Origin of the sequence: Enterococcus infantis (genome assembly GCF_049166715.1) — a bacterium.
In the GTDB taxonomy this organism is placed as follows: domain Bacteria; phylum Bacillota; class Bacilli; order Lactobacillales; family Enterococcaceae; genus Enterococcus_C; species Enterococcus_C leclercqii.
Map to the genome: position 1 here is coordinate 112959 of NZ_JBMHFB010000009.1, position 21414 is coordinate 134372.

The 21414-nt window shown below is 42.7% G+C and carries 16 protein-coding genes; 13 read left to right on the top strand and 3 right to left on the bottom strand.

Annotated features, from left to right (window positions below):
- Nucleotides 1-10: 10 nt before the first annotated feature.
- From hslU to ACOMA8_RS11850, 3 genes are all read left to right on the top strand, one after another.
- Nucleotides 11-1408, top strand: a complete 1398-nt coding sequence (gene hslU, locus ACOMA8_RS11840) for an ATP-dependent protease ATPase subunit HslU (RefSeq protein WP_421370984.1) — start codon at nucleotides 11-13, stop codon at nucleotides 1406-1408.
- A gap of 18 nt (nucleotides 1409-1426) precedes the next feature.
- Complete coding sequence (gene codY, locus ACOMA8_RS11845) at nucleotides 1427-2218, top strand: GTP-sensing pleiotropic transcriptional regulator CodY (protein ID WP_161899609.1); 792 nt, start codon at nucleotides 1427-1429, stop codon at nucleotides 2216-2218.
- Nucleotides 2219-2297: 79 nt separating this feature from the next.
- Nucleotides 2298-3173, top strand: a complete 876-nt coding sequence (locus tag ACOMA8_RS11850; RefSeq protein ID WP_421370986.1) for an aldose 1-epimerase family protein — start codon at nucleotides 2298-2300, stop codon at nucleotides 3171-3173.
- 177 nt (nucleotides 3174-3350) lie between these two features.
- Here the strand turns inward: ACOMA8_RS11850 and plsY are convergent, their stop codons facing one another.
- Nucleotides 3351-3980 (bottom strand): glycerol-3-phosphate 1-O-acyltransferase PlsY, encoded by a 630-nt coding sequence (gene plsY, locus ACOMA8_RS11855; RefSeq protein ID WP_161899611.1) that lies wholly within the window; start codon nucleotides 3978-3980, stop codon nucleotides 3351-3353.
- Nucleotides 3981-4218: 238 nt separating this feature from the next.
- On the opposite strand from plsY, the gene parE reads away from it, so the two are divergent.
- The 7 genes from parE to ACOMA8_RS11890 all read left to right on the top strand — a co-directional run bounded on the left by parE (nucleotide 4219) and on the right by ACOMA8_RS11890 (nucleotide 15139).
- Nucleotides 4219-6291, top strand: a complete 2073-nt coding sequence (parE, locus tag ACOMA8_RS11860) for a DNA topoisomerase IV subunit B (RefSeq protein WP_161899612.1) — start codon at nucleotides 4219-4221, stop codon at nucleotides 6289-6291.
- 132 nt (nucleotides 6292-6423) lie between these two features.
- Nucleotides 6424-8895 (top strand): DNA topoisomerase IV subunit A, encoded by a 2472-nt coding sequence (gene parC, locus ACOMA8_RS11865; RefSeq protein ID WP_421370989.1) that lies wholly within the window; start codon nucleotides 6424-6426, stop codon nucleotides 8893-8895.
- A 272-nt stretch (nucleotides 8896-9167) separates the two neighbouring features.
- Complete coding sequence (gene pflB, locus ACOMA8_RS11870; RefSeq protein ID WP_161899614.1) at nucleotides 9168-11447, top strand: formate C-acetyltransferase; 2280 nt, start codon at nucleotides 9168-9170, stop codon at nucleotides 11445-11447.
- 185 nt (nucleotides 11448-11632) lie between these two features.
- Nucleotides 11633-12415 (top strand): pyruvate formate-lyase-activating protein, encoded by a 783-nt coding sequence (gene pflA, locus ACOMA8_RS11875; protein ID WP_161899615.1) that lies wholly within the window; start codon nucleotides 11633-11635, stop codon nucleotides 12413-12415.
- A gap of 91 nt (nucleotides 12416-12506) precedes the next feature.
- Complete coding sequence (locus ACOMA8_RS11880; RefSeq protein WP_421370992.1) at nucleotides 12507-13436, top strand: manganese-dependent inorganic pyrophosphatase; 930 nt, start codon at nucleotides 12507-12509, stop codon at nucleotides 13434-13436.
- Nucleotides 13437-13645: 209 nt separating this feature from the next.
- Entirely contained in the window at nucleotides 13646-14479 is an 834-nt protein-coding gene (locus tag ACOMA8_RS11885; protein WP_421370994.1) for a DUF1803 domain-containing protein, read from the top strand.
- Nucleotides 14480-14689: 210 nt separating this feature from the next.
- Nucleotides 14690-15139, top strand: a complete 450-nt coding sequence (locus ACOMA8_RS11890; protein ID WP_237580433.1) for a hypothetical protein — start codon at nucleotides 14690-14692, stop codon at nucleotides 15137-15139.
- A 176-nt stretch (nucleotides 15140-15315) separates the two neighbouring features.
- Here the strand turns inward: ACOMA8_RS11890 and ACOMA8_RS11895 are convergent, their stop codons facing one another.
- Nucleotides 15316-15951, bottom strand: a complete 636-nt coding sequence (locus tag ACOMA8_RS11895) for a hypothetical protein (RefSeq protein ID WP_421370997.1) — start codon at nucleotides 15949-15951, stop codon at nucleotides 15316-15318.
- 123 nt (nucleotides 15952-16074) lie between these two features.
- The gene (locus ACOMA8_RS11900; protein WP_202622195.1) at nucleotides 16075-16611 is read right to left on the bottom strand and encodes a DUF2179 domain-containing protein; all 537 of its coding nucleotides are present in this window, start codon (nucleotides 16609-16611) and stop codon (nucleotides 16075-16077) included.
- 528 nt (nucleotides 16612-17139) lie between these two features.
- Between ACOMA8_RS11900 and glgB the strand changes: the two genes are divergently transcribed.
- The 3 genes from glgB (at nucleotide 17140) to glgD (ending at nucleotide 21413) form a co-directional block, all read left to right on the top strand.
- Nucleotides 17140-19071 (top strand): 1,4-alpha-glucan branching protein GlgB, encoded by a 1932-nt coding sequence (glgB, locus tag ACOMA8_RS11905; protein ID WP_421370999.1) that lies wholly within the window; start codon nucleotides 17140-17142, stop codon nucleotides 19069-19071.
- Between the two features lie 64 nt (nucleotides 19072-19135).
- Nucleotides 19136-20278, top strand: coding sequence for a glucose-1-phosphate adenylyltransferase (locus ACOMA8_RS11910; RefSeq protein WP_161899621.1), 1143 nt, complete (start codon nucleotides 19136-19138; stop codon nucleotides 20276-20278).
- On the top strand, nucleotides 20268-21413 hold the full coding sequence (glgD, locus tag ACOMA8_RS11915) for a glucose-1-phosphate adenylyltransferase subunit GlgD (protein ID WP_161899622.1): 1146 nt from the start codon (nucleotides 20268-20270) through the stop codon (nucleotides 21411-21413). The genes ACOMA8_RS11910 and glgD overlap by 11 nt, the downstream gene beginning before the upstream one ends.
- Nucleotide 21414: the final 1 nt, after the last annotated feature.

The following is a 21414-nucleotide window of genomic DNA, read 5'->3' on the forward strand; positions in this document are numbered from 1 at the left end:
GGAGAAGATTATGGCAGAAATCAACAGAACACCTAGAGAAATCGTATCCGAATTAGATCAATATATCATTGGCCAACAAGAAGCCAAAAAGTCTGTTGCAGTAGCTTTGCGTAATCGTTATCGTCGTCTGCAACTAGACGAAGAAATGCAACAAGAAGTTACCCCTAAAAATATGCTGATGATTGGTCCTACCGGTGTCGGCAAGACGGAAATTGCCCGACGACTGGCAAAAATCGTGCAGGCTCCCTTTGTCAAAGTGGAAGCGACGAAGTTTACAGAAGTCGGCTATGTCGGTCGCGACGTAGAATCTATGGTACGGGATTTGGTTGAAAACGGCATCCAGATTGTCCGTAAAGAACAATACAGCCGTGTCTACAGTCGGGCAGTAAAAAAGGCCAATCGTCGTTTGGTGAAAGTTTTGGTTCCAGGTATCAAGAAGGAACAGAAAAAAACTGGAAATCCTTACGAACAAATGATGAATATGTTTGCGATGGGGCAACAAGAAAGTGAACCAAAAGAGGAGCTCACCGAAGAAATCAAAGCCAATCGGCAAACAATCTTTGAACAGTTGGAAAAAGGACTGTTGGACGAGCGGGAAGTCACTATTGAAATCGAAGAACCAAAAGTTCAAGGCTCCTCTATGAACAACGGGCTGGAACAGATGGGAATCGACTTGAATGAAACATTGGATGCTTTGAAGCCGCGTAAAAAACAAGAACGAACGGTGACTGTCAAAGAAGCCCGTGAACTTCTGATACAAGAAGAATCCTCCAAATTGGTAAATGACGCTGATATCCACAGTGAAGCCATTCGTCTAGCAGAATCCAGCGGTATCATATTTATTGATGAAATTGATAAAATTACTTCCAAATCGCAACAATCCGGTGAAGTGTCACGAGAAGGTGTCCAACGTGATATCTTGCCAATTGTCGAAGGTTCTCAAGTCAGCACGAAATATGGTGTAATCAATACCGATCATATTTTATTCATTGCTTCAGGTGCTTTCCATCTGTCAAAACCAAGTGATTTGATCCCAGAACTGCAGGGGCGCTTCCCGATACGGGTGGAATTGGATGATCTTACAGCAGAAGACTTTGTCAAAATTTTGACTGAACCCAACAACGCTTTGATTAAACAATATATCGCTTTATTGGATACAGAAAATGTCAAAGTAACCTTCACGCGCGAGTCACTGGAGAAAATCGCTCAAATTGCTTTTGATGTGAACCGGGACACGGATAATATCGGTGCGCGTCGGTTGCATACGATTTTGGAAAAACTGTTGGAAGATTTACTCTTTGAAGCACCGGATATGCAGATGGGAGAAATCACCATCACCGAAAATTATGTAAATGAAAAATTGGCAGCGATCGTGTCTGATCAAGATCTCAGCCGTTATATTTTGTAAGAGGAGAAGTGGAGAAAAATGACATCATTATTGGAGAAAACACGACGGGTCAATGAGCTGTTGCAACAAAAAAATACTTTTGATATGAAATCAGATCTGCCTTATGACAAGATGGCGATGACTTTAGGTGATATTTTAGATGCCAACACCTATATCATCTCAAGTGAAGGGACTTTGTTGGGATTTAACGAAAAACATGACGTAAATAACGACCGTGTTAAAAATATGTTTGTGGAAAAACAATTTCCTAAAGCGTATACCGACATGGTAGACCATCTGGGAAAAACCGAAGCCAATATCGCAATTGATAGCGACATGACGGCCTTTCCAGTGGAGCGTCGCGAGCAGTATCCTCATGGCTTAACCACTGTTGTACCGATTTTTGGTGCCGGCGAACGATTAGGAACCATTATTTTGGCCCGTATGGAAGAAGCCTTCGCAGATGATGATTTGGTGTTAGCAGAATATGGAGCAACAGTTGTCGGGATGCAGTTCTTGTATCAAAAATCTCGTAATATCGAAGAAGATGTTCGCAGTGCGACGGCTGTACAAATGGCAATCAATACGCTGTCTTATAGTGAATTGAAAGCAGTGCAGGCAATCTTTGAAGCGTTGGAGGGGGATGAAGGTCGTTTGACGGCATCCAATATCGCTGATAAAATTGGTATTACCCGTTCTGTTATCGTAAATGCCTTGCGGAAACTGGAATCAGCAGGAATCATCGAATCGCGTTCCCTGGGCATGAAAGGAACTTACTTGCGGGTCTTAAATCACCGGTTCAAAGAAGAGTTGGAAAAGCATAACTATTAATCAGGTGTCGGCAGGCTTTTGCTGGATTTTGGATAATCTTTCAAAGGCAAGCCGTCCGAATTAACGGGAGGTCTGGCAAATGACAGTGACCATCGAAAACGGCCAATTGATCGCTACCATTGCTTATCACGGAGCGCAGTTGACGAGTATCAAAAGTAAAGCTACCGGTTTGGAATATTTATGGACAGCGGATCCAGCCTATTGGGGCCGCCATGCACCAATCTTGTTTCCTATTGTCGGCAGCCTGAAGGACGGTAGCTACCGTTACCAAGGAAAAACGTATCATTTGCCACAGCATGGTTTTGCTCGAGATCGGGACTTCCAGTTGGTGGAACAAAGCGGCGAAGCAGTTACGTTCTGTTTGAAAGCTGATCTTCAGACCAAAGCAGTTTATCCCTTTGATTTTGAGCTTTACGTTCATTATGAGCTGGGAGGAGAAGGCGTACAGGTTCGTTATGAAGTGAAAAATCCTGCTTCTGAAGAGCTGCTGTTTTCCATTGGTGGCCATCCGGGATTCAATGTACCTTTAACTGAAGATTTGACTTTTGAAGACTACTATCTTGCTTTTTCACCGATGAAATCCCGCATCACGTTGCCTTTAAAAGACGGCTTTATTGACGCAGCTCAAAAAACATTGGGGGCGACAAATACAAATCTGAAGCTGACCCACGAAATGTTTGAAAATGATGCACTGATCTATGAATCAAAGGGCTTGACTAAGATCACAATTGCAAGTGACAAATCACCTCACAGCGTCAGTGTTGCTTTCAACAATATGCCTTATTTTGGCATTTGGTCTCCTTATCCCAAAGAGTCACCTTTTATCTGCATTGAACCGTGGGCGGGTATTGCGGATACGATAGACGCGACCGGCGAGCTGGCAGATAAATTGGGAATTCAGAAATTAGGCCCTGAAGAAACCTTTGTAACCAAATATGCGATAACAGTCAAATAGCTTTGACGCTTCGCTGATATTAAATAGGCTATCGCTGACCTTGTCATGATAAGGTCAGCGATAGCCGTCTTGTTGTGATTTAAAGTTGAGTGCTAGTGCTACCCAAAGGAATGTTTCAAGAATGGGACATGAAAAAAGACCTTGCGCTTTTTAACGGCGCGAGGTCTGATATAGCAATTATTCTTTTTTATTTAGTCCAAAAGGCACCCGACTTTCAGTCCCCTTTTTGATTCGCTGGATATTTTCCCGGTGGCGATAGAAGATAAAAAGGGTCACTCCGGTGGCAATGGCCGTTAAAAGCCAGTTGTGATCTGGCAGGACTTTAGGCCAGATAAAGGGCAGAACGACGGTGGAAAGAGTAATCAAAACAGCTGCAATCATGCTGGATAGTGAAACCATACTTGTCAAATATAAGCAAACTACGAAGATTACACAAGAATACAAAAAGAAAACGGGGTTATATCCTAGAAGCATCCCTGCGCTGGTAGCCACAGCTTTGCCGCCTTTGAAGCCGGCAAAAATCGGAAACGTGTGGCCAAGAATGGCACAAACACCGAACCACAGTGGGTTGATGCCGTCAATTTGAAAGAGCAATGGCAGACAAGTAGCCAAGGTTCCTTTTAAAATATCCATTAAAAGGACAATGATCCCGGCAGGTTTACCTAGCACGCGAAAGGTATTGGTGGTCCCGGAATTGCCGCTGCCAAAGTTGCGAATGTCTTTTTTGTAGAAAATTTTGCCGATCCAGACACCGGAGGGAATTGAGCCCAGCAGATAGGCGACCAATAGTAAAACAGCGATTTTCATAGCAAGCCTCTTTTCTAATTAATTGAATCAAAACAGGCCCTCAAAAAGTGGTCCTAAAGTTTTTCTGGTAGATCATTTACTTAGATAATTGATTAACAGCTCTGTGACAACTACGCAATTTTATCATGAAAGGCCGGAGGGAACAACCAGCTTCAGGTTTTCTCTTTTTTTCGCAGCGTTTTTGAAGTATTATAAAAACTGGCGTATCAAGCGCAAAAGAAGTGAAGGAGAGTTTTCTTTGGCGAAAAATAATAATGAATACAACGATGCTTCAATCCAGGTTTTGGAAGGTCTTGAGGCGGTACGCAAACGTCCCGGCATGTACATTGGCTCTACCGACAGCCGTGGTCTGCACCATTTAGTATATGAAATCGTCGATAATGCGGTAGATGAAGCATTGTCGGGATTTGGTGATCACATTGAAGTTACTTTGAATAAAGACAATAGCGTCACGGTTTCAGATAGTGGACGGGGGATGCCGGTGGGAATGCACGCATCTGGGATTCCTACAGTGGAGGTTATTTTTACAGTGCTCCATGCCGGAGGAAAATTTGGTCAAGGGGGTTATAAGACTTCGGGCGGACTTCACGGTGTGGGTGCCAGTGTAGTCAATGCCCTTTCCAAACAACTGACAGTGACTATCGTTCGTGATGGTGTCGAATATGAAGAGCGTTTTGAAAATGGCGGGCATGCGGTTGGAACGCTGAAAAAATTAGGGAAGACAAGAAAGCCAAATGGAACGACGGTGACTTTTTTACCAGATGAGACTATTTTTAGTACAGTCCGTTTTTCCTATGAAGTCTTGGCAGAACGATTGCGGGAGTCGGCCTTTTTGTTGCGAGGCGTCAAAATCACGTTGACAGATTTGCGAGGAGAAGAAACGACTCAAGAAGTTTTCCATTTTGAGGAAGGAATCAAGGAGTTTGTTGATTACCTGAACGAAGAAAAAGATACCTTAACACCGGTAATCTACTTCAACGGAGAACGAGACGGCATTGAAGTGGAAATCGCCTTTCAATACAACGACGGTTATTCTGAAAATATCCTGTCATTTGTCAACAATGTCCGCACCAAAGACGGGGGGACACATGAAGCTGGTCTAAAAGCCTCTATGACGAAAGCTTTCAATGAATATGCTCGAAAAGTCGGTCTCTTGAAGGAAAAAGATCGCAATCTCGAAGGCTCTGACTTTCGCGAGGGGCTGGCGGCAGTGCTTTCTATCCGAGTGCCGGAGAACTTGCTGCAATTTGAAGGACAAACAAAAGAAAAACTGGGTACGCCTATCGCAAGAAATGCGGTGGACAATGTTTTAGGAGAACAACTGGGCTTTTTCTTGCAGGAAAATAGCGAAATGAGCCAAATGCTTGTCCGCAAAGCCGTCAAAGCACGGGAAGCTAGAGAAGCAGCTCGTAAAGCGCGAGAAGAAAGCCGCAGCGGAAAAAAACGCAAAAAAGGCGAATCCTTGCTGTCAGGAAAACTGACACCGGCGCAGTCCCGCAACCCTAAACGCAATGAATTGTTTTTGGTGGAAGGAGATTCTGCCGGCGGTTCTGCAAAACAAGGCCGGGATCGGAAATTTCAAGCGATTTTACCGCTGCGAGGCAAAGTTATCAACACAGAAAAAGCCAAGATGCAGGACATCCTGAAAAATGAAGAAATCAATACGATGATTTATACGATTGGTGCCGGAGTGGGCCCTGAATTTGATATTGCCGATGCCAACTACGACAAAGTCATCATTATGACCGATGCGGATACCGATGGTGCTCACATCCAGGTATTGCTTTTAACTTTCTTTTATCGTTATATGAAACCTTTGATTGAAGCCGGCAAAGTCTATATTGCACTGCCACCATTGTACAAAGTTTCCCGTGGTGTCGGCAAAAAGGCGGTAACGGAATACGCTTGGACCGATGAAGAGCTGCAATCTGTGATTCAAAAAGTCGGTAAGGGCTACATGCTGCAACGATATAAAGGACTAGGTGAAATGAATGCGGAGCAGTTATGGGAAACAACGATGGATCCTGAAACCCGCACGCTGATTCGGGTGCGCATTGAAGATGCTGCTCAAGCAGAGCGCCGCGTGACGACACTAATGGGAGACAAGGTTGAACCCCGGCGTAAATGGATTGAAAGCCACGTCCAATTCACGTTGGAAGAAGACGGCAGTATCCTGGATAAAAAAGAAGAGAGCACTACCACTACGCCAGACTTTTACGACGAGGAACGGACTCAGGAGATTCAGCAGGTCAAAACAGCAGCAGAAGCTGAAGAAACAGATCAGGAAATCAGTCTGTTTGACTTGGACTGACCTCACAGGCATTTTTGTGCATCTTGATAGTTGATGTCAAGTTGCCACTAAAGCAGCAAGCTGTCGGAGATTCACAACTGTCGGTATTTTATGGATTCTGGCTTTTAGCAACTTATGATCGGAGGCTTTTTTTTGGAACACAAACACAATATTCAAGAATTAACATTAGAAGAGGTCATGGGTGATCGCTTCGGACGTTATTCAAAATATATCATTCAAGAGCGGGCATTGCCGGATATTCGCGACGGGTTGAAACCGGTGCAACGCCGGATTCTATTTGCCATGAACAAAGACGGTAATACTTACGAGAAAGCCTTTCGTAAATCTGCCAAATCCGTAGGGAACATCATGGGGAATTACCATCCCCATGGGGACAGCAGTATTTATGAAGCGATGGTTCGAATGAGTCAGGATTGGAAACTGCGGGAGATTCTGATTGAAATGCACGGGAACAACGGGAGCATGGACGGCGATCCACCAGCTGCTATGCGGTATACCGAAGCCCGTTTGTCTAAACTCAGTGGGGAGCTGCTGGCAGATATTGAAAAAGAAACGGTTGATCTTGTTTGGAATTTTGATGATACCGAAAAAGAACCGACTGTACTGCCAGCAAAATATCCCAATCTGTTAGTGAACGGCTCTACCGGTATTTCAGCAGGGTATGCTACTGAAATACCGACTCATAATCTAGCAGAAGTCATCGACGGCACTATTTATTTGATTGACCATCCTACTGCGAAGCTGGAAAAAATCATGGAATTCATTCCTGGCCCGGATTTTCCTACCGGTGGGATTTTGCAAGGCAAAGAAGAAATTCGCAAGGCGTACGAAACCGGCAAGGGCAAAGTAATTTTGCGTTCAGTGACAGCTATTGAAGAATTGAAAGGCGGCAAACAACAGCTGGTAATCACTGAGATTCCTTACGAAGTGAACAAAGCCAGCCTTGTAAAGAAGATGGATGAGATCCGGCTGAACAAAAAGATTGACGGGATTGCCGAAGTCCGTGACGAAACAGATCGGACCGGCTTACGCATCGTTGTCGAATTGAAAAAAGAAGCCAACGCAGAAGGAATCTTGAACTACTTGTTCAAAAATACCGAACTTCAGATCAACTACAACTTCAATATGGTGGCAATCGCTGACTTGCGCCCTGAGCAAGTGGGTCTTTTGCGGATCTTAACGAGTTATATCAGTCACCGAGAAGATGTCGTACTCCGCCGCAGCCGTTTTGAACTGACGAAAGCTCAAAAACGTCAACACATCGTAGAAGGTCTGATTAAGGCGCTTTCTATTTTGGATGAAGTCATTGCTACGATTCGTGGAAGTAAAGATAAAAAAGATGCCAAAAATAACTTGGTGATGCAACACGGCTTTACCGAGGAACAAGCAGAAGCGATTGTCAACTTGCAGCTGTATCGCCTGACCAATACCGATATCACCGCTTTACGGGCAGAAGCTGAAGAGCTGGCTATCACTATTACCGAACTCCATAAGATCCTGACTGATGAAGGGGAGCTCAAAAAAGTCATCAAGCAGGAACTGCGGGAAATTAAAAAACAATATGGAAACAAACGTTTAACTAGAATCGAAGATGAAATCACTGAGATTAAGATTGAAACAGAGGTTTTAGTGGCACAAGAAGATGTCGTTGTATCTGTGACCCACGAAGGCTACCTTAAACGCAGCAGTGTGCGCAGCTACCAAGCATCAAAACCAGAAGAGCTGGGGATGAAAGACGGCGATTTCGTCTTATACACAGGTGCAGTCAATACGTTGGATCATTTGTTGATCGTTACTGATAAAGGAAATGTCATCTATCGACCAGTGCATGAATTGCCTGATTTAAAATGGAAGGACATCGGTGAACATATTTCACAAACCATGATGAACTTCGGGATTGATGAATCGATTTTACAAGTTTTCAGTTTCAAAGAACTGGACCCGACTAAAAACTTTGTGATGATTACTAAAAATGGTTTAATCAAACAGACAAAGATGACTGAATTTGAACCGTGGCGGACCTATAAGAGTCGACCACTAACGATGATTAAATTCAAGGATGAGACAGATGAACTGCTGGCAGTCTACCTAGTGGAAGAAGGCCGAGACGATGATGTCTTTTTAGTAAGCAATCGTGGTTTTGGACTGCGGTATCCACTGTCAGAAGTACCGGTAGTTGGACCAAAAGCAGCCGGCGTGAAGTCCATGAATTTAAAAGAAGGAGACTTTATTGTCAACGGGTTGCTAGTTTTATCTGAAGGGGATACGCCGATTGTGATCGTGACGCAACGAGGAGCAGTCAAGCGGATGCTGGCCCAAGAACTCAATCCATTAGGCCGAGCAAAACGAGGCTTGATGGTTTTGCGGGAGCTGAAGAAAAATCCTCATCGCGTCTTGTATATGGGGGCTGGCGATGATCGACGGCTACTCTTACAAAATCAAAAGGGTCAACTGACCGAGATTAATACCGAAAAATACCCGATTGGTGAACGCACCTCTAACGGCTCTTTTGCGGTTGATGAGAATGCTGGCGGCGTTTTGATTGCTGTCCACGAACTTCGAAATCCTGCCTTACCAGAAAAAAATCCCGAAACTGTTATATAATCTGTTTAAAAAACAGCCTTCTGTATCAATACAGTGGGCTGTTTTTTGTTGTAAGCCAAACCAATAAAAAGCTTAAAAAAGTCCCAAGAAAAACAAACCTTGCACAAGTAAATAGGGCCGGTATATAGCGTTTCCTATACTTTAAGTGACAACGGCTCGTGTTTTTTTGAACAAGTTTCATGAAAAAACTTGCATTGGAAAAGATATGTGTTATACTATCTTCGTAAAGCTGTTACATAAATTGACAGCGGTTAATTAAGGAGGGTTCATTGATGGGAACTGCAACAAACGTTGAAGAAATGAACAAAACAGCCTGGGACGGATTTAAAGGCAAGCTTTGGAAAGAAGGAATCGATACTCGCGATTTCATTCAAGAAAACTACACACCTTATGAAGGCAGCGCAGACTTCTTGGCAGAACCAACAGATGCGACTAACGAACTGTGGGGCAAACTGCAAGGATTGCAAAAACAAGAACGCGAAAACGGTGGCGTCTTGGATATGGAAGCAGATGTTGTTACAGCAGCAAATGCTTACGGTGCCGGTTATATCGATGAAAGCTTAAAAGACGAAGAAAAAATCGTTGGTCTGCAAACAGACAAACCATTGAAGCGTGCCTTCATGCCTTATGGTGGGATTCGGATGGCTGAAGAAGCATTGGAAAGCTACGGCTATGATGTAAACCCTAAATACACTGAAATTTTCAATAAATACCACAAAACACATAACCAAGGTGTTTTCGATGTGTATACGCCAGAAATTCGTGCCGCTCGTCGTGCGAAAATTATTACTGGTTTGCCGGATACTTACGGCCGGGGCCGGATCGTTGGTGACTACCGACGGGTTGCTTTGTACGGTATCGACTACCTGATGGAACAAAAACAACATGACCATGCCAACTGTGGCCACGGTCAATTCACAGAAGAAGACATCCGTCTTCGTGAAGAAATCTCAGATCAATACAAAGCATTGAAACGCATGAAAGAGATGGCTGCAGCATATGGCTTTGACATTTCTCGTCCAGCTGAAAATGCTCGTGAAGCCGTTCAATGGACTTACTTCGGTTACTTGGCCGCTATTAAAGAACAAAATGGGGCAGCAATGTCTATCGGCCGTATCTCTACTTTCTTGGATATCTACATCCAACGGGATCTGCAACGGGGACTGTTGAATGAAGACGAAGCACAAGAATTGATCGACCACTTAGTAATGAAATTGCGTATGGTGAAATTCGCACGTATCCCTAGCTACAACGAATTGTTCTCAGGCGACCCGGTTTGGGCAACATTGTCGATCGCTGGTATGGGTATGGACGGCCGGACGTTGGTAACTAAAAACGACTTCCGCTTCTTGCGTACCTTGCAAAACATGGGTCCTTCACCAGAACCAAACATGACAGTTTTGTATTCTTCACGTTTGCCACAAGCATTCAAAGACTACGCTGCCAAGATTTCTATCGAAACTTCTTCAATCCAATACGAAAACGACGATGTGATGCGTCCAGTATGGCGTGACGACTACGCAATCTGCTGTTGTGTGTCTGCGACAGAAACCGGTAAAGAAATGCAGTTCTTTGGTGCCCGTGCTAACTTGGCAAAAGCTTTGTTGTATGCGATCAACGGTGGTGTGGATGAAAAGAGCAAAACACAAGTTGGTCCTAAATATCGTGGAATCACTGGCGACGATGCTTTGGACTTTAATGAAGTCATGGAAAAATATGACGACATGTTGGAATGGTTGGCAGGCATGTATGTAAATACATTGAACTGCATCCACTACATGCATGACAAATATTACTATGAAGCTGCTGAATTGGCATTGATGGATAGTAATTTGAAACGGACGTTTGCAACGGGGATTGCCGGATTCTCTCACGTAGTAGATTCATTGGCTGCTATCAAATACGCAAAAGTTTACCCAGTTCGTGACGAAAATGGCTTGGCAATTGACTACAAGATTGAAGGAGACTTCCCTAAATACGGTAACGACGACAATCGTGCCGATGACTTGGCAGTTTGGTTGTTGAAGACCTTCATGGAAAAATTGGAACACTACCACACTTACCGTAACTCAGAACCGACAACTTCGATTTTGACAATCACTTCAAACGTGGTTTACGGAAAAGCAACTGGTGCATTGCCTGACGGACGTCCTGCTGGTGAACCATTGGCACCAGGCGCAAACCCTTCATATGGAGCAGAAACTCACGGGTTGTTGGCTTCATTGAACTCTTTGACTAAACTGCCTTATGAATTGGCATTGGATGGTATTTCAAATACTCAAAGTATTAACCCTGACGCATTGGGTCATGATGAAGATGAACAAATCGAAAACTTGACTCACGTTTTGGATGGTTACTTCGATCAAGGTGCTCATCACTTGAACGTGAACGTCTTCGGTAAAGAAAAACTGATTGATGCGATGGAACATCCGGAAAAAGAAGAATATGCAAACTTCACAATTCGAGTATCCGGTTACGCAGTTAAGTTCATTGACTTGACTCGCGAACAACAATTGGATGTTATCAGCCGTACATTCCACGATCACATGTAAGCTGATTTAACGAACAAGCCCATAAAAGGCGGATGGACATTGTTCATCCGCCTTTTGTTATAATGGTTGTGCGGGACTTCACATTTTATTGTTTGTCGCACTGAGAAACCTTGCATTTCACTGAAATCTTTAATTTCAAGCGCTGTTGCCGTGTTTGAATCACTATATATAGGAGGATCAGATCGATGTCTGAGAAAACCAATCAAGAAGAGGTCTACGGAATCGTACATTCTACCGAAAGCTTCGGCTCTGTTGATGGCCCCGGCGTGCGCTTTATCGTCTTTTTACAAGGATGCAAGATGCGCTGCCAATTCTGTCACAATCCGGATACCTGGATGCTGCAAAATCCCAAAGCTCGCAAGCGTACGGCTGACGATGTCCTGGAAGAAGCGCTGCATTATCAAAGCTACTGGGGAAAAAAAGGCGGAATCACGGTCAGTGGTGGCGAACCCTTGCTGCAAATTGACTTTTTGATCGATCTCTTCAAAAAAGCCAAAGCTCAAGGAATCAATACAACTTTGGACACTTGTGGCCAGCCTTTTACCAGAGAAGAACCTTTCTTCTCCAAGTTTAATGAGTTGATGACATACACGGACCTGCTTTTGTTTGACATCAAACAAATTGATGAAAAAGCCCATAAAATGCTGACTCGTCAATCCAATAAAAGCATTCTGGATATGGCACAGTACTTATCTGAAATCAATAAACCAGTCTGGATCCGCCACGTTTTGGTACCGGAACGCAGCGATTACGACGAATACTTGATCCGTCTAAATACATTTATTAAGACATTGAACAATGTCGATAAGGTAGAAATTTTACCTTACCATACGATGGGAAAATACAAATGGGAAGAACTGAATCTGGATTATCCTTTGGAAGGTATCTTGCCACCGACAGAAGATCGGGTAGACAATGCGAAAAAACTGCTTCATACCGAAGATTATGTCGGCTATTTGACCCGCTGATAAAACGACAAGAGAGGGAAAGAATGATTTCTTTCTTTCTCTTTTTTTGTTATGATAATTAAGAATTCAACTAAAGGAGCGAACTTAAATTATGTCGAAAGTTTTGATTTTTGGTCACCAAAATCCTGATACCGATGCCATCGGGGCTGCCATCGCATTTGCTCAGCTGCAAAAAGCTATGGACGTGGATGCTGAAGCTGTTGCGTTAGGTACCCCTTCAGAAGAAACGCAATTTGCACTGGATCATTTCCAGTTAACTGCCCCACGAGTAATCACTGCGGTTAAACCTGAAACCAGCGATGTTATGCTGGTGGATCACAATGAATTCCAGCAGAGTGTTTCTGATATTGCCGAGGTGAATATTTTATCTGTAGTGGATCATCACCGCATCGCTAACTTTGAAACTGCCAATCCATTGTATTACCGTGCGGAACCAGTGGGCTGTACCAGTACAATTATCTACAAAATGTATCGGGAAATGGAAGCAGAAATCACAAAAGAGATTGCCGGGATCATGTTGTCAGCCATCATTTCAGATACTTTGCTGTTCAAATCACCGACGTGTACCCCTGAAGATGTCAACGCTGCTGAAAAACTAGCTGAAATTGCTGAAGTTGACTTGGAAAGCTATGGTCTGGCTATGTTGAAGGCAGGGACTAATTTGTCTGATAAATCAGCAGAAGGATTGTTGGACTTAGATGCTAAGAGTTTTCCAATGGCAGATAAGACGGTCCGGATTGCGCAAGTGAACACTGTTGACTTGAAAGAAGTCTTTGATCGCCAATCCGAGCTGGAAGCTGCTATGAAAGCTGAAAGTGAAGAGAAAGGCTATGACTTGTTCTTGTTGATTGCTACGGATATCTTGAACAGCAATTCTGAATTGCTGGTAACTGGCGAACCGATTGCCAAAGTTGAAACAGCTTTTAACACCACGTTAACGAATAATCGTGCGCTTTTACCGGGCGTTGTTTCTCGCAAAAAGCAAGTTGTCCCACAATTAACAGCGGCTTTTAACAACTAATCAAGCTATTTTAAGCTGTAAAGTAAAGCAGAGAGTCGATCCTGTGAAGATTCTGCCAAACGTTGCTGCCTGCTTTTCTCATTAGAGTTTAGGCAACAGCGTTAGAACCGGACAATCCACCTATCCTTAATTTTGGGTAGAGGGTTGCAGTGGTTGCGGTATGAAGCTAACGGGAGCGGCTTTTTTTACTAGAAAAGGAGTCAATGATCGTGATATTGATCTGTGAAGCATCTGATAAACAAAAGATTCGCCTGTCTCGCCAGCACTATTTTGATAGTTTAAGTGATTATCTGTATCAGCATCCCCAAGTGACTTTGCGGGACCTGGTGAAAGTTTTTTCTGAAGCGGGATTTTCCAGATACTTGGAAGCTTGCATCGAAGCTAGGTTAATCCTTCGTGAAGAACGGCGTTATCGTTTGGCACTGCCGGTCTTCACTCGAGAAGAACAAGAGCAGATTCGTTTAAGTGAAGCGGTTCAAAGTACTCTTGGTGCTTGGGGAAAAGAAGCAGAAACCATCGCGGGAATCTTCGAAGAAAAGCGCATCGCATTGACAGAAAACTTTGCCCCTTACTTTGTCGAAAACGGGACAACGCTGCTTCGTTATAGTCGTGTGGCTGATGAGGACTTGGCGTTGTGTTCTGCAAGTGTGGGAGACCTGCAGGAAAAAGATCTGGCAGGTTATTTTTCAGCTAATCGAATAGTGTCTGAACCAGAAGTTTATGCTCCTTTACGCCGACTAATTGGAGATGTGGATGAAGATTATTTCATGCAACAAACCGGCTGGATTGTCAGCCGTGTGCTGCGTGGTAAAAAGCCACGAGATTCAATTTTTCTAAACGCTCTTTTAATGACAGAAATTGTTGCAGAAAGTGATGGCTTTTTTCTTAAAATCCCGCATTTAATAAAAACTGACCCGTTGGAATCACCAATAAATAGAGAGATAGTCACAGCAAAATCTCATTTTGAAAAAATATGCATGTATAGCGAGCTATGTAAAGCTTATGCAGGAGGCCTGCAACAGTGGTTGGTCAAAATAAAGTAGGCTTTTGAAAAAGAATGGTGACAAAAATGAGAAAATAGTAAGTGTTATTGTTGTTAATCTAATAAATGCGTGATAAACTTTAATTAGTGAGTGAAGTGCAAGAGAAAACGAACCGATACAGTTTATTTTGGAGCAGTGAAAACAATAAGCTGACCAACAATCACTGTTTTCTTTGCAGGATCGCAGAGACGAATCAAAGGAGGCATTTATTTGGAAAAGCTACAGAATAACTCAGTTGAAATGCAAGGGAATAAACGAGAACAAGGTGATTTAATCACTTTTGTTTCGATGGTGGAAGTGGAAAAGGCTCGCAGAGAATTGAAATTGAGCCAAATTGATGAGTCGAATTTTTCCGACGCAGAAATTGTGCTGGCCATCCAAAAACAGAAAGAAGTAAATGCATCAACCGTAGTACCTATTGTGCTGGATTGGCTAGTAGAGGCCAACTTTATCGTTTCAGGCTCTCAGGCGGCGGCCTACATTCGTAAAAATGGCAAATACGCTGTCGAAGGTTTCCAATACAAGACAATTGGTGAAATGGATTTTGACAGCAACGGCAATTACTACCTGGTAATCGCTTCAAGTACTCACAAAAAGATGGAGTGCATCTACAAGGTCTATACAAATGGTGAAATCAAAGAATTAGTTGTAGAGGCATAATACTTCTCTACACGCAAAAAAGAGAGCATCGCAGTTCGCGATGCTCTCTTTTTTGCGTGTTGGATGACTTGCGAAAGGCTGAAACGAGTTGCGATTACAAAACAACTACTCTAAAACAGACTACAGTTTTGAAATAATTTGCGCCGCCAGCAATTATCGAGAATATAGTTCGTTTATCAGGAGATGTGGGGATGAGTAAAAACTTTTTTCTCTTTACGGATTTGCACTAAAGTAAACAAAGTCAAAAAGCTGATATTGAAGACCGCCGACAGGATGCTGCCAAAATTCGGTAAGATGAATTCAGCAGTGAAGACGCTGTAAATCACACTGGCTAGATACATCATCATATTGACTGCCATTAAAAAGGCTAAGAAATAGTATCGGCGATTGTTCAAAAAGGAAATTAAAAAGAACAACATCGCAATCAGAGTAATCAAAATTTGTAGTCCCGCTGCCAATATATATGGAAAAGATTCGGGATTGAAGACAAACAGAAACGTCCGTAACAGCAAGATGACGTATGCAAAAAAGTAAAAAGCTGAAGCTTCTTGAAATGAATCGCTCTTTGTGGCTTTGTAATATCGCCACAAAAAACCGCTGAAAATCGTGGCAAACAAGATGAAGAGGTGGTTGAAAACTAACGTCAAGGCACTCTCATCGAAAAAATTATGCTGCAATAGTTGTATTTCCAAAAAATCGACGGCATAGCGGTTAGCCAGTATTAGATAGAGTACAAAAAAAACGACAGCAACAAGACCGCTAGTCACTGTGAGTAAACCAAGCTTGCTATCAGATGTGGATGGTTGTTCCATTTTATGACCTCAGTTCCTGAGAATTTTATATCAAAATAATAACAAAATGATAAGTTAATGTCGATAGCATCTAATAAAAAAGTGGAAAAAGTATTTCAAATCCCGAAAAAAATGCATATTTTGTTATTTTACAGCATTTTTATCACGATTGCGGACTTTCTTTGTCCAAAAACCACCGGAAATATATTTTGGCTCATAGGAGATGACAAAAGCCCGAGCTTCAATATCTTTAATCAATCGATAAAGCTCCTGTTCATTTTTTCGAGAAGAGAGGATCTCCAATAAAATCCGTTCCCCCTCCAATCCCTGGGCGACACTTTGCGTAACACCATAACCGTGGTCTCGAAGTGTTGCGGGCATTTGGCGGTCGACTTCGCTATCTGAAGGAAGGATGACGGTCACCATAATATAGCCAAGCGCTAACCGGTCTTCAATTTTAATTCCAACACTGATTCCAACGGCATAACCAAGAGCATAAACTAAAAGATTCAACGGATCATCTAAGCGATCCAGCACTAACGAAAGTCCCAAAATGTAAACGGTAATCTCAACCATGCTCAAAAGCGGTGCAATGATTCGGTACCCTTTCATCGTCAATAAAAATCGTAAAGTGTTCAAAGTAACGTAAACAAAGTTGATTCCAAAAATCATGCCTAGCATTTTTATATCCAAAACAGCCACACTCCTTTGTTTCTACCTTACCTTATGGTGCAGGGGAAAACAATCAAAGCGTCTTTTTCAGAAAAAAGGTATGGACATTACAGTAAGATGATTGAAAAATCTTATAAATCGCTATTGTTGTTGAATTACAACATTTTTCACTGAGATAAAGTCAATCTGTGTTATTTTCTTAATGAATAATGGATTTTCCTACATAAATTTTAATTAATTAGCACAAGTTTGAAAAAACGTCAACAAGAAATATTCTGAAAAGTGATGAAACTTTATAAAACCCGCAAACTAACATGTAAGCGGTTGATTTACGAAGGTTTGAAAACGAGAATAAATAATGATTTTGAGTCAAGTGAACAATTTTATCTTTTTTGAAGGTTTATACTTTCCAATGATTAAGATTATGTTATTATTATATTAGAAAACGTTGGTTCCCGCAGTTGAAGGTGTTGTTGCTACCTTTTTTAGGGAAATGGATGTTTTGGACAGAATTACGCAGAAAGAAAGGGAAATGGTATGGTTGAAGAAGTTGAAGGACAAGTACTCGAAGCAGAAGCCAGGTTTTTATCCGGTGAAAATTTCTATGCCCAGCATTTCTTAGGGTGTCACAAGCTTTCCTCCGGTGAGTATGTTTTCCGAGTATGGGCACCGAATGCACAACAAGTTTGGCTGGTGGGTGATTTCAACGCTTGGGATGATTCTTTGCCAATGCAGCGGCGAAACGACTCCGGCATTTGGGAGATTGTTACAGCCGTTGCCGTGACAGGACAGTTGTACAAATTCAAAGTTCGTCAAGCAAATGGACGCGAGATTTTTAAGATTGATCCTTTTGCAGTCTTTTTTGAAAAAAGACCCCACGATGCTGCGGTAGTTTATGATATTCCTGAAAAGAAATGGAAAGACGGTTTGTGGATGGGGCGTAAAAAGCGCTCGAATCAGTTTAAACGACCGATGAACATTTATGAAGTCCATGCCAGTTCTTGGAAGCATCATGATGATGGCACACCGTATTCCTTTGCTGATTTGACTCGCGAATTGGTTCCCTATGTCAAGGAGATGGGCTACACCCACATCGAATTCATGCCGCTGATGGAGCATCCTTTGGGAATGAGTTGGGGATACCAGCTGATTGGTTACTTCGCGCTTAGCTCTTATTACGGCACGCCAGAAGAATTTCAGGATTTTGTAGAAGCCTGTCATCAAAACAATATCGGTGTCTTGGTTGATTGGGTGCCTGGTCACTTCTGCATTAACGATGATACCCTCCCTTATTACGATGGGACACCGACATTTGAATATGAAGATCCAGATCGGGCCAAAAACATCCGCTGGGGCTCCATCAATTTTGATTTGGGTAAGCCACAAGTCCAGAGTTTTCTGATTTCAAGTGCCATGTTTTGGATCGAGATGTATCACTTGGATGGGATTCGGGTAGATGCTGTTTCTAACATGCTCTACCGGGATTACGACGAAGGGCCCTGGACCCCCAACCACGAAGGCGGTAATCGCAATTTTGAAGGTTTCTATTTTCTGCAAAAGCTAAATGCGGTTGTGAAGCTGGCCCATCCCGAGACAATTATGGTTGCCGAAGAGTCTTCTTCTGAAACAAAAGTGACAGGGATGATTGAAACGGGTGCGTTGGGCTTTGATTACAAATGGAATATGGGCTGGATGAATGATGTGCTCCGCTTTTACGAAATGGACCCCATCTATCGCAAAGATCACTTTAATCTGCTGACCTTTTCTTTCATGTATATGCTCAATGAAAACTATATCCTGCCATTGTCTCACGACGAAGTAGTCCACGGGAAAAAGAGCCTGATGCATAAAATGTGGGGTGATCGCTACAAACAGTTTTCACAGCTGCGTAATCTCTTTACCTATATGATTACACATCCCGGCAAAAAGCTGCTCTTTATGGGAAGTGAATGGGGGCAATTTTTGGAGTGGAAATATGATCATGGCCTGGAGTGGGTCGATCTTAAAGATCCGCTGAATAAAGACATGCAGCACTTCACTGCCACATTGAATCAGCTGTATAAAAATGAAAAAGCGCTGTGGGAACAAGAAGACAGTTGGGATACGATTGAAATTATTGATGCCGACAATACCGATGATTGTGTGCTTTCCTTTATCCGTAAAGGTAAGACCAAGAAGGATTTTCTGGTAATCGTCTTAAATCTGGCACCGGTGGAACGGCAAAACTTCGCAGTTGGAGTCCCTTATCCAGGAACTTATACCGAGGTGCTGAACACTGAAATGAAAGAATTTGGTGGAACCTGGACTAAGAATAATCCAGATTGTGTCACGGAAAATATACCTTTCAAGCAATTCGACCATCAGATTCAAACGATTCTTCCCGCTCTGGGCGCATTGATTATTCGACCGCAAGAGGTGAATACTCGCAAACCGGCCCGAAAAGCAACGACGAAGAAGATAAAAAAGTGACTGCTAAATCAGCAGATAACGAATAAAACGAGAGGGGGAAAGGTGAGAACTCATCACCGAAGAAATGAAAACAGAAATGTTAGCTATGATCCTGGCGGGAGGTCAAGGGACCCGCTTGGGAAAACTTACCAAAAATATTGCCAAGCCGGCGGTGCCGTTTGGAGGACGTTACCGGATCATCGACTTTACTCTGAGTAATTGTGCCAATTCCGGCATCAAAAATGTTGGCGTCGTGACCCAATATCAACCACTGGCGTTGAATAGCCATATTGGAAATGGCGCCAGCTGGGGATTGGATGGCATTAATTCCGGCGTGACAATCCTGCAGCCTTATTCCAGTTCAGAAGGAAGCAAATGGTTTGAAGGAACAGCCCATGCAATCTACCAGAACATTGCTTATATCGACCAAATGGATCCGCAGTATGTGCTAGTCCTTTCTGGCGATCACATCTATAAGATGGATTATGAAGAAATGTTGGAGAATCATAAAAAGAACAACGCTTCATTGTCAGTGGCAGTTATCGAAGTACCAATCCATGAAGCTTCCCGATTTGGGATTATGAATACGGATGAGAATGATCGAATCATCGAGTTTGAAGAAAAACCTGAAGAGCCTAAAAACAATTTGGCCTCCATGGGGATTTATATTTTTAATTGGGGCCGTCTGCGCAATGTCTTGATGAATAGTTACAGTAAAGATGGACAGATGATTGACTTTGGTAAACACGTAATTCCATCTTATTTGGAAAGTGGCGAAAATGTCATTGCTTATCGTTTCCAAGGCTATTGGAAAGATGTAGGGACCATCGATTCACTTTGGGAAGCCAATATGGAATTTATCGAACAAGACATGGAATTGGATATCCGTGATAAATCTTGGCGTGTTTATTCTAAAAATCCGATCTCACCACCGCACTTTTTGACTGCAACGGGTTCAGTAAAAGACTCTTTGATTACTGACGGTTGTTATATTGCGGGAGATATTTCCCACACGATTCTTTCCGAAGATGTTCAAGTTAAAGAAGGATCACAAATCAGTGACAGTGTCATCATGCCGGGAGCGACAATCGGTAAAAATGTTCGGATTCACCGGACGATTGTGGGAGAAAATGCCATTATCGGGGACAATGCCGTGATCGACGGAACGGATGAAATCGCCGTAGTGGGTTATTCAGAAGTGATTGGAGTGACTGTTGATGAGAACTAATAAAATGTGTGCGATTTTGGGGAATTTGAACCGCTTTAAAGGCTTACTTCCTTTAACTGACAAGCGTCCTTTAGCGACCTTGCCCTTTGATTGCAAATACCGTTTGATTGATTTTAATCTGTCCAGTATTGTCAATGCGAATATCAATACTGTTTTCATGGTTTTTAACGAAGATGAAACGCAATCGGTATTCGACCATATCGGCGGCGGGAAAGAGTGGAATCTGGACGGGGTTCAAAACAGGTTCTTCATCCACGTTTATCAAGACTTCCTTAAACGTAAAGCAGAAGACAAACACTATTACGACACTGTGATTGACTACTTGCAAAAGTCTAAGTCTGAATACACGGTCTACATGGGCAGTAAAATGCTGTGCAATATCGATTTGCGAGCATTGTTGAAAATCCATCAAATGCAAAACAACGATATGACAGTCGTGTACAAACGAGTTGGGAAAGAGAACATTCACCCAAGCGATCTATTATTGGATGTCGCTGAAGACGGTACGATTCAAAAAGCCATTTCTGCTCAGGATACAATCTTAGGCGAAGTGAATAATTTGTGTGCGGATATTTATATTGTCCAAACACAAGCTTTGATCGATGCATTGCGTAAAGGGCAAAATGAAGGGGAGTCCGTCAACATGGAGAGCTTCCTGCGTTCCAAGATTACTGAAGTTGACAGCTCTAGTTATGAATATACTGGCTACCTGAGCAATATTTACGATATGAAGACCTATTATCAAGCCAATATGGATATGTTGGATACGCAAAAATTCAATTCTCTGATGTATTCCAGTCAAAAAATCTACACCAAATTGAAAAATGAAGTACCGACCTATTATTCTGAAGCCTCCGATGTTGAGAACAGTCAGTTTGCCTCCGGAAGCGTAATTGAAGGCAGCGTCAAAAACTCATTGGTTTCCCGCCAAACACAAATTAAACCACAAGCACAGGTAGATTCATCAATTCTAATGGCTAATAATCAGATTGGCGCAGGCGCTGTCGTCCGTTATGCAATCTTAGATAAAAATGTGGTTGTAGAACCGGGTGTGAAAATCATTGGAACAAAAGAAGAGCCAATCGTCTTGAAAAAAGGCAGCCATGTCATCTCGGATATTTATGGAGGCGAATAAC